Annotated in this window: 11 protein-coding genes; 7 read left to right on the top strand and 4 right to left on the bottom strand. The window is 73.4% G+C overall.

From position 1 onward, the window contains the following. A partial coding sequence (locus RYN42_RS18210) for an ATP-binding protein (RefSeq protein ID WP_315098394.1) occupies window positions 1–664 on the bottom strand: 664 nt, incomplete at its 3' end. 110 nt (window positions 665–774) lie between these two features. On the opposite strand from RYN42_RS18210, the gene RYN42_RS18205 reads away from it, so the two are divergent. Both RYN42_RS18205 and RYN42_RS18200 read left to right on the top strand, forming a co-directional pair. Continuing rightward, entirely contained in the window at window positions 775–1,854 is a 1,080-nt protein-coding gene (locus tag RYN42_RS18205; protein WP_315098391.1) for a class I SAM-dependent methyltransferase, read from the top strand. Window positions 1,855–1,886: 32 nt separating this feature from the next. Continuing rightward, window positions 1,887–4,022 carry an alpha/beta fold hydrolase gene (locus RYN42_RS18200; RefSeq protein ID WP_315098388.1) on the top strand — a complete coding sequence of 712 codons (2,136 nt, stop codon included), beginning with the start codon at window positions 1,887–1,889 and terminating at the stop codon, window positions 4,020–4,022. On the opposite strand, the gene RYN42_RS18195 is transcribed toward RYN42_RS18200, so the two are convergent. Further along, window positions 4,019–4,309: a DUF1905 domain-containing protein gene (locus RYN42_RS18195; protein ID WP_315098385.1), complete on the bottom strand. Its 291-nt coding sequence runs from the start codon at window positions 4,307–4,309 to the stop codon at window positions 4,019–4,021. The two genes, RYN42_RS18200 and RYN42_RS18195, sit on opposite strands and share 4 nt — an antisense overlap. Before the next feature lie 47 nt (window positions 4,310–4,356). Between RYN42_RS18195 and RYN42_RS18190 the strand changes: the two genes are divergently transcribed. The 3 genes from RYN42_RS18190 to RYN42_RS18180 are packed head-to-tail and all read left to right on the top strand — an operon-like array spanning window position 4,357 to window position 7,164. Next, the gene (locus RYN42_RS18190) at window positions 4,357–4,869 is read left to right on the top strand and encodes a mycothiol transferase (protein ID WP_315098382.1); all 513 of its coding nucleotides are present in this window, start codon (window positions 4,357–4,359) and stop codon (window positions 4,867–4,869) included. Window positions 4,870–4,879: 10 nt separating this feature from the next. Continuing rightward, window positions 4,880–5,998, top strand: a complete 1,119-nt coding sequence (gene rlmC / locus RYN42_RS18185; RefSeq protein ID WP_315098379.1) for a 23S rRNA (uracil(747)-C(5))-methyltransferase RlmC — start codon at window positions 4,880–4,882, stop codon at window positions 5,996–5,998. A 38-nt stretch (window positions 5,999–6,036) separates the two neighbouring features. Next, a complete protein-coding gene (locus RYN42_RS18180) occupies window positions 6,037–7,164 on the top strand; it encodes an NAD(P)/FAD-dependent oxidoreductase (RefSeq protein ID WP_315098378.1) in 1,128 nt (375 codons plus the stop codon). 9 nt (window positions 7,165–7,173) lie between these two features. Here RYN42_RS18180 and RYN42_RS18175 read toward each other — a convergent pair whose 3' ends face one another. Continuing rightward, window positions 7,174–7,761, bottom strand: a complete 588-nt coding sequence (locus tag RYN42_RS18175; RefSeq protein WP_315098376.1) for a dihydrofolate reductase family protein — start codon at window positions 7,759–7,761, stop codon at window positions 7,174–7,176. Window positions 7,762–7,840: 79 nt separating this feature from the next. Here RYN42_RS18175 and RYN42_RS18170 point away from each other — a divergent pair, with 79 nt between their 5' ends. Further along, the gene (locus RYN42_RS18170; protein WP_315098373.1) at window positions 7,841–8,182 is read left to right on the top strand and encodes a metalloregulator ArsR/SmtB family transcription factor; all 342 of its coding nucleotides are present in this window, start codon (window positions 7,841–7,843) and stop codon (window positions 8,180–8,182) included. Next, complete coding sequence (locus RYN42_RS18165; protein WP_315098371.1) at window positions 8,175–8,618, top strand: SRPBCC domain-containing protein; 444 nt, start codon at window positions 8,175–8,177, stop codon at window positions 8,616–8,618. Before RYN42_RS18170 ends, RYN42_RS18165 begins: the two co-directional genes overlap by 8 nt. On the opposite strand, the gene RYN42_RS18160 is transcribed toward RYN42_RS18165, so the two are convergent. Further along, window positions 8,567–8,830: hypothetical protein (locus RYN42_RS18160; RefSeq protein WP_315098368.1), on the bottom strand; the 264-nt coding region annotated here is incomplete at its 5' end. The two genes, RYN42_RS18165 and RYN42_RS18160, sit on opposite strands and share 52 nt — an antisense overlap.

Genomic DNA, 8,830 nt, shown 5'->3' with positions numbered 1-8,830 from the left:
CCAGCAGGGCGAGCGGGTTGCCGCCGGCCGAGGCCAGCAGCCGCGTCCGGTCCTCCTCCGGCAGGCGACGGCCCAGCGACCCGGCCAGCGCCGCCGCGTCGGCGTCGGCCAGTCCGCGCACCTCGAGCGTGGGCAGCCCGGCAGAGCCGACGACCGACGCCGTCTCGTCGCGCACCGCGAGCAGCACCACCACCGGGTCGGCCGTGAGCCGTCGGGCCGCGAACGACAGGGCCTGTGCCGACGGCGGGTCCAGCAGGTGCGCGTCGTCGACGATCACCGCGAGCGGGCGGTCCTCCGCCACCCGGCTGAGCAGGCTGAGCACCGCGGCGCCGACGGCGAACCGCTCGCTGCCCGAGCCCGGCACGAGGGCGAGCGCCGAGCCGAGCGCCTCCGCCTGGGGCGCGGGGATGGCGTCGAGGTGGTCCAGCACGGGGCGCAGCAGCTGGAGCAGGCCACCGAACGGCACCTCACGCTCGGCGTCCACCCCGGCAGCTCGCAGCACCCGCATCCCGGCCTCGGTGACGGCGTCGGCGGCGTCCTCGAGCAGCGCGCTCTTGCCGATCCCCGCCTCGCCGGTGAGCACCAGGGTGCCGCTCTCGCCCACGCGCGCGGAGGCCACCAGCTTCCTGATGACCTGGCGTTCCTCCTCGCGGCCGACCAGCACCCACCGAGTCTAGGGAGCACACCAGGGGGGTCCCCTGATGCGATCGCCGCACCGGTACGGCGAGTGTCGAACCCGACAGATCCGACACCCTCTCGAGGAGACGCACCCCCATGACCGAGACCCTGCCCCAGCGCACGATCGACGCCGACAAGCTCATGGCCTTCGTGTTCCGTGCCGTCGACGAGGTCGGCGCCACCCTGAACACCGCCCTGGTCGTCATGGGCGACAAGCTGGGCTACTACACGGCGATGGCCGACGGCCGCCCGACCACGCCCGCCGAGCTGGCCGAGCAGACGTCGACCAGCGAGCACTACGCCCGCGAGTGGCTGAACAACCAGGCCGCCGGCGGCTACGTCGAGTACGACCCCGAGTCGCGCCGATACACCCTGCCCGCCGAGCACGCCGTCGCGCTCGCGGACCCCACGAGCCCGGCCTACCTGGCCGGCTTCTTCCAGCTGGCGCTCGGCACCGTGCACGGCTCCGACGACATCTTCCAGGCGGCCCGCGACGGTGACGGGCTCGGGTGGCACGAGCACCACACCGACGTGCACCACGGCTGTGAGCGCTTCTTCCGCACCATGTACAACGGGCACCTGCTGACGGAGTGGATCCCCTCGCTCGAGGGGGTCACCGCCAAGCTGGAGGCCGGCGCGAAGGTCGCGGACGTCGGCTGCGGGCACGGCGCGTCGACGATCCTGCTGGCCAAGGCGTTCCCGCGCTCGACGTTCGTCGGCTCGGACTACCACGCGGCCTCCATCGAGATCGCCCGGGAGCGGGCCGCCGCGGCAGGGGTGTCCGACCGGGTTTCGTTCGAGGTCGCCCCGGCCACCGGCTTCAGCGGGACGGGGTACGACCTGGTCGCGATGTTCGACTGCCTGCACGACATGGGTGACCCGGTGGGCGCGGCGCGGCACGTGCGCGACGCGATCGCGCCGGACGGCACGTGGATGGTGGTCGAGCCGATGGCGGGCGACCGCGTCGAGGACAACCTCAACACCGTCGGCCGCGCGTACTACGGCTTCTCGACGCTGCTGTGCACGCCCGCGTCGCTGAGCCAGGACGTGGGGCTGGCGCTCGGCACCCAGGCCGGGCCGGCCAAGATCCGTGACGTCTCCACGGCCGCCGGGTTCACGGCGTTCCGCACCGCCGCGCACACGCCGTTCAACAACGTGTTCGAGGTACGCCCGTGACTCGGGATCGCCTCCAGGCGGACACTGCTCGGGTGGGCACCCACCCGAGCAGGTCTGCCGACCCCGACGTGGTCGGCGTCACCGTGCGCGACGGCGTCGAGCTGGCCTACGAGGTGTTCCACCAGGAGCACCCGCTGACCGTCGTGCTGGTCCCCACCTGGTCGATCGTGCCCTCGCGGTTCTGGAAGGCCCAGATCGGCTTCCTGGCCCGGCACTACCGGGTGATCACGTTCGACGGCCGCGGCAGCGGTCGCTCGGGCCGGCCGGAGGGCGCCGAGGCGTACACGGACCGGCAGTACGCGGACGACATCCTCGCGGTGCTGGACGCCACCGGGACGGACCGCGCGGTGCTGGTCACCGAGTCGTGCGGGGCGTCCTGGGCGGTCCACGTGGCTGCGGGGGACCCGGACCGGGTGCTCGGGATCCTGGCCATCGCGCCGTCGTGCGGGCTCGACGTGGCCACGCCAGGACGGGACCACGTGCCCTTCGACGAGCCGCTGGACACCACCGAGGGCTGGGCCAAGTACAACAAGCACTACTGGCTGGGCGGCGGCTACGACGACTTCACCGAGTTCTTCTTCCGAAGGATGTTCTCGGAGCCGCACTCGACCAAGCAGATCGAGGACGCCGTCGGGTGGGCCCACGAGATCGCCCCGGAGACCCTGTCGGACACCACCGCAGGGCGGCTCGGGTGCGACGGCGCGGTCTGCGAGCCCGTCGCGCCGCTGGCCCGGCGGGTCATGTGCCCGGTGCTCGTCGTGCACGGCAGCGACGACCGGATCCGGCCGCTGGCCTTCGGCGAGAAGCTGGCCGAGCTCACCGGCGGGGAGCTGGTGGTGCTCGAGCACGCCGGCCACGGACCGTCCGCGCGTGACCCCGTGCAGGTGAACCACCTGATCGCGCAGTTCGTCGACCGCTTCGCGCCCCCGGTTCCCCGCCGGAGGTGGGTGCGGGCCTCCCGCCGACCACCGCGCGCGCTGTACCTCTCCTCGCCGATCGGCCTCGGCCACGCCCAGCGTGACGTCGCCATCGCCGCCGAGCTGCGCGCCCGGCGGCCCGGGCTGGAGATCGACTGGCTGGCCCAGAACCCCGTGACCCGGGTGCTCACCCAGCACGGGGAGCGGGTGCACCCCGCGTCGGCGTGGCTGCGCAACGAGTCGGGGCACATCGAGCACGAGGCCGGTGAGCACGACCTGCACGCGTTCCAGGCCATCCGCCGGATGGACGAGCTCCTGGTCCACAACTTCATGGTGTTCGACGAGGTGGTGGCCGACGGCGGCTACGACCTGGTGATCGGCGACGAGGCGTGGGACGTCGACTACTTCCTGCACGAGAACCCCGAGCTCAAGCGGTTCTCGTTCGCGTGGATGACGGACTTCGTCGGCTGGCTGCCGATGCCCGACGGCGGACCGCGCGAGGCGGCGCTGACCGCGGACTACAACGCGGAGATGATCGAGCAGCGCGCCCGGTTCTCCCGCGTGCGGGACCGGTCGGTGTTCGTCGGTGACCCCGACGACGTCGTCGAGGACGACTTCGGGCCTGGGCTGCCCAGCATCCGCACGTGGACGCAGGAGAACTTCGACTTCGCCGGCTACGTCACGGGGTTCGACCCCGCGCAGCTGGAGGGGACCGAGCAGCTGCGCGCGTCGCTGGGCGTCGGGGCCGGGGAGAAGCTCTGCCTGGTGACGGTCGGCGGGTCCGGCGTCGGGACCTCGCTGCTGCGCCGGGTCATGGACGTCGTGCCGCTGGTCCGCCAGCTCGCGCCCGAGCTTCGGTTCGCCTTCGTCACCGGCCCGCGGATCGATCCGGACTCGCTCCCCGCCTGGGAGGGGTCCACCGTGCTGGGCTACGTGCCCGACCTGTTCCGGTACCTCGCGGCGTGCGACGTGGCGGTCGTGCAGGGCGGGCTCACCACGACCATGGAGCTCACCGCACTGAACAAGCCGTTCGTGTACGTGCCGCTGCGCCACCACTTCGAGCAGAACCTGCACGTGCGCAAGCGGCTCGACCGGTACGAGGCGGGTCGGCACCTGGCGTACGAGGACGCGACCGACCCGGACGCGCTCGCGGAGGCGATCGTGAAGGAGGCCAGCCGCGACGTGCGGTACCGGCCGGTCGCCACGGACGGCGCGGCGCGGGCCGCGGCGATGCTGGCGGACCTCGTCTAGACGTCCACGAGCGCCAGGTGCACGTGCACGGTGTCACCGACGTCCAGGTGCTCGGCCTGGCGGACCGCCTTCTTCACGGGCAGCACGTACGTGTCCGTCGAGGGGAAGATCGAGGTCCGCCAGGTCGTGCCACCGACCCTCACCTCGACGCGCACCGACCCGAACCCGCGCGCGCTGTCGCCGACGAGGTCCAGCACCTCGTCGGCGAGCGCGGTCGGCAGGCTGACGAAGGTCCAGGCGTCGGTGCGTCGCGCGCTCCAGAGCCACAGGGGGGCGTCGAACTCCATCGGGCCATCGTCGCGCGTGCCACCCACGCGCGACGTAGCGTCGAGGGATGGATGTCGCCGCACTGCTGATCGAGTCGTTCGGACGCGTCGAGGGGGTGCTGGACCGCGCGGTCGACGGGTTGACCGAGGACCAGCTGGCCCTGCGGCCCTACCCGGACGCCAACTCGATCGCCTGGCTGGCCTGGCACGCCGGACGCGGGCAGGACGCGCAGGTGGCCGACGTGGCGGGGACCGAGCAGGTGTGGACCGCCCAGGGCTGGGCGGACCGGTTCGGGCTCCCGCTCGACCCGTCCGCCACCGGCTACGGGCACACCGCCGACGAGGTGGGACGGGTCCGCGCACCGGGTGACCTGCTGCTCGGCTACTACCGCGCGGTGGCGGCCGCGACCGAGTCCTACCTGGGCCGGCTGACGCCGGGTGACCTCGACCGGGTGGTCGACGAGCGGTGGGACCCCCCGGTGACCCTGGGTGTGCGGCTGGTGAGCATCGTCGGCGACAGCCTCCAGCACGCCGGCCAGGCCTCGTACGTGCGCGGTCTGCTGGAGCCCTTCGACACGTAGGCTCCGGCGCATGCGGTGCGACTACTTCGATGCCGGGGTCTGCCGCTCCTGCACCTGGATGGGGCGCCCGCACGGCGAGCAGGTCGCGGACAAGGAGCGGCACTGCGCGGACCTGCTCGGCGAGCGGGCCGACCTGCAGTGGCTGGCCCCCGTCAGCGGCCGCGAGTCGGGGTACCGCAACAAGGCGAAGATGGTCGTCGGCGGCACGGCCGAGCACCCCACGCTGGGCATCCTGGACGCGGGCGGCCGGGGGGTCGACCTGCAGGGCTGCGGCCTCTACCCCTCGTCGTTGGCCGTGGCGTTCCCCGCCCTCGCCGCGTTCGTCACACTGGCGAACCTCACGCCCTACGACGTGCCGGCGCGCACCGGCGAGCTGAAGAACCTGCTGGTCACCCAGTCGCCGGACGGCGAGCTCATGGTCCGGTTCGTGCTGCGCTCGCAGGAGCCGGTGGCCCGCATCCGCAAGCACCTGCCCGCCCTGCTCGAGGTGCTGCCGCAGCTGAGGGTGGTCTCGGTGAACCTCCTGCCCGACCACAGGGCCGTGCTCGAGGGGGCCCGGGAGATCCTGCTCACGGCGACCGAGACCCTGCGGATGCGCGTCAACGGGATCGACCTGCACCTGCGCCCCCAGAGCTTCTTCCAGACGAACACCGAGGTGGCCGCCGCGCTCTACCGGCACGCGACCGCGTGGGTGGAGGAGCTCGCGCCGGCGTCGGTGTGGGACCTGTACTGCGGGGTCGGCGGGTTCGCGCTGCACGTCGCCGCACCCGGCCGGGACGTGGTCGGCATCGAGACGAGCGTCGAGGCGGTCGCCAGCGCCACGCTCAGCGCGCACGGACGCCCCGGGGTGCGGTTCGCGGCCGGAGACGCCACCGCGTTCGCCCTGGGCGCCGTCACGGCACCGGAGCTCGTCATCGTCAACCCGCCCCGACGCGGGATCGGCGACGCGCTGGGCCGCTGGCTGGAGGCGTCGGACGTGCAGCACGTCGTCTACTCCAGCTGCAACGCCGTGTCGCTGGCCCGGGACCTGGCGGCGATGCCCTCGCTGCGGCCGCGCCGCGCCCAGGTGCTCGACATGTTCCCGCAGACCACGCACTACGAGGTCCTCACCCTGCTGGAGCGCGGCTAGGTCTTGGACGCGTGTCCGAAAAGGCGGTAGGAAGAGCCATGGGCAACGCGGCCGTCCTCGTCATCGGTGCCGGGCCGGGCGGGCTCGCCGTCGCCGCGGCTCTGCGCCGGCGCGGCGTCGCGGCGCTCGTGCTCGAGCGGTCCGGCGACGTCGGCACCTCCTGGCGGGGCCACTACGAGCGGCTCCACCTGCACACGACCCGCCGCTGGTCGAGCCTGCCCGGGCTGCCGATCCCGCGCGAGTACGGCCGGTGGGTGGCCCGCAGCGACGTCGTGCGCTACCTGGAGCAGTACACCGCGCACCACCGGATCGAGGTGCGGCCCGGGATCGAGGTGACGCGCGTCGGGCGGGCGGGCTACGGACGCTGGGTGCTCGGCACGGTGGCGGGGGAGTCGTTCAGCGGGTCGCGCGTCGTCGTGGCCACCGGGTACAACCACACGCCGGTCCCGCCGCGGTGGCCCGGCGTCGAGACGTTCGACGGCGAGCTGCTGCACGCGTCGGCGTACCGGAACCCGGAGCCGTACCGCGGTCGGGACGTGCTCGTCGTGGGTGCGGGCAACACCGGCGCGGAGATCGCCGTCGACCTGACCGAGGGTGGTGCCTCGCGGGTGCGGCTGGCGGTCCGGACCCCTCCGCACATCGTCCGGAGGTCGAACCTCGGCTGGCCGGCGCAGGGCACGGGGATCGTGGTGCGGCACCTGCCGGTCCCGGTGGTCGACCGCATCGCGTCCGCGGTCGCGCGCGTCGAGGTCCCTGACCTGTCCGCGCACGGGCTGCCCCGACCGGCCACCGGGCTGTACTCGCGGGTGCGGGAGGGCTCGGTGCCCCTGCAGGACGTGGGCCTGATCGCGGCGGTGCAGGCGGGTCTCGTCGAGCCGGTCGCGGCCGTGCAGTCCGTCGACGACGGGGCGGTCGTGCTCGCCGACGGCTCGCGGATCACCCCCGAGGTGATCATCGCGGCGACCGGGTACCGGCGCGGGCTCGAGCCGCTGGTCGGTCACCTGGACCTGCTCGACGACCGCGGTCTGCCCCGGGTGCACGGCCCGCGCACGTCGCACTCGGCGCCGGGGCTGTACTTCACCGGGTACACCAACCCGATCAGCGGCATGTTCCGTGAGCTGGGGCTCGACGCCGAGCGGATCGCCCGGGCGATCAGCCGGGGCTGACCCCCCGCGTCAGCGCGCGATGCGGAAGGTGAGGTGCGTCGCCTCGTCGGTGGCGACGAGGCCGGTGCGGTGGAGCTCGGTGTGCCGGTCGCTGGCGACGTCGAGCAGCCGGCTCCCGCCGTGCAGGAGCACGGGAACCACGTTGAGGGTCACCTCGTCGATGACCCCGGCGGCGAGCGCCTGCCGGACCACCTCGGCGCCGCCCATGACCAGCACGTCACGGTCGCCCGCGGCGGCCACCGCCTGCGCGACCGCGCTCGCGACGCCGTCGGTGACGAACGTGAAGGTCGCGCTGGTCATCGGGCGCGGTGCGTGCGCGCGGTGCGTGACGACGAACGTCGGGACCGGGAACGGGGTGTCGCCCCACAGGTCGACGCCGATGTCGTAGGTCCGCCGCCCGACGACGACCGCCCCGGTGCGGGCACGGAGCTGCGCGGACACCTCGGCGTCGGCGCCGCCGACCTCGCCGCCGCCGGCCGGGAAGAGCCAGCGGTGCAGCCGTCCGCCGCCCACGCCCATGGGTGCGTCCCGTGACACGTCGGGGCCGGCGCTGAACCCGTCGAGCGACACCGACGAGCTGACCCGCACGATTCCCATGCCGACCACGCTAGACGGGTTGACGGTCCTGTGGCGGGAGCGTACGTTGAAGACGTTCCTTAATTAAGGAGTTGCTCACATGCCAGCCAGGGACGCGTTGAGCGTCGTGTTCGCCGCACTGGCGGACCCCACGAGGCGCGCGATCCTCACGCACCTCCAGCACGGCCCGGCGACCGCCGGGGACGTGGCTGCGCCGTTCGCCATGAGCCGGTCCGCCGTCTCGCAGCACCTGCGGGTGCTCGAGGACGCCGGGCTGATCGAGCGGACGGTGACCGCACAGTGGCGCACCTGCGCACTGCGCACCGAGCCGCTCGACGAGGTCGCGACGTGGGTGGACAGCCACCGACGCCTGTGGGAGGAGCGGTTCGACCTGCTGGACGAGAGGCTCCGGACGACACGAGGAGAGACCGATCATGCTTGAGACGGAGAAGAAGAGCTTCACCATCACGCGCACCTTCGACGCCCCGCGGGCGCAGGTCTGGCGCGCGTGGACCGACCCCGACGAGGCTGCGGCCTGGTGGCACCCGCGCGGGATCGTCACGCCGCGGGACTCTGTCGAGCTCGACGTGCGCCCGGGCGGCTCGTACCGCTACACGATGGTCGCGCCGGACGGCAGCACCTATCCGAGCGGCGGCGTGTACCGCGAGGTCGTCGAGCCCGAGCGGCTCAGCTTCACGTGGACCGATCCGGGGGACACGCAGGCGCACGCGCCGCTGATCACGGTCACGTTCGACGACCTCGGGGCGCAGACGCGCATGACGTTCCACCTGGACGGCTACGGCGGTCAGGCCGGTGACGAGGACGTCTACGACGGCTGGGACCAGGCGTTCGACATCCTCGTCGAGCGGCTCGGCTGACGGCGCAGGGCGACGACGACCACCAGCGGCCACACCGCCTGAGCACCGGCCACCGCCCGCTCGGTGAGGCCGGTGAGGTCGCCGCCGCGCTGCAGCTCGACGACGAACGTGCCGAGCAGCCCCGCGAGCACCACCGAGGCGCCCACGGTGACGGCCGGCCGCAGGACGCCGGTCGCGCCGCGGCGCCCCGCGAGCGCGGGCCAGAGCGCGAG

The sequence above is a fragment of the uncultured Cellulomonas sp. genome (assembly GCF_963527515.1).
Taxonomy (GTDB): domain Bacteria; phylum Actinomycetota; class Actinomycetes; order Actinomycetales; family Cellulomonadaceae; genus Cellulomonas.
The sequence above is the reverse complement of the archived record's forward strand: the minus strand, read 5'-3'. Positions and strand labels throughout refer to the sequence as shown.

Bases quoted from the DNA above. Each gene is read 5' to 3' on its own strand.
- RYN42_RS18205 (WP_315098391.1), top strand. From the start codon at position 775: ATGACCGAGACCCTGCCCCAGCGCACGATCGACGCCGACAAGCTCATG.
- RYN42_RS18195 (WP_315098385.1), bottom strand. From the start codon at position 4,309: ATGGAGTTCGACGCCCCCCTGTGGCTCTGGAGCGCGCGACGCACCGAC.
- RYN42_RS18190 (WP_315098382.1), top strand. From the start codon at position 4,357: ATGGATGTCGCCGCACTGCTGATCGAGTCGTTCGGACGCGTCGAGGGG.
- rlmC (WP_315098379.1), top strand. From the start codon at position 4,880: ATGCGGTGCGACTACTTCGATGCCGGGGTCTGCCGCTCCTGCACCTGG.
- RYN42_RS18180 (WP_315098378.1), top strand. From the start codon at position 6,037: ATGGGCAACGCGGCCGTCCTCGTCATCGGTGCCGGGCCGGGCGGGCTC.
- RYN42_RS18175 (WP_315098376.1), bottom strand. From the start codon at position 7,761: ATGGGAATCGTGCGGGTCAGCTCGTCGGTGTCGCTCGACGGGTTCAGC.
- RYN42_RS18170 (WP_315098373.1), top strand. From the start codon at position 7,841: ATGCCAGCCAGGGACGCGTTGAGCGTCGTGTTCGCCGCACTGGCGGAC.
- RYN42_RS18165 (WP_315098371.1), top strand. From the start codon at position 8,175: ATGCTTGAGACGGAGAAGAAGAGCTTCACCATCACGCGCACCTTCGAC.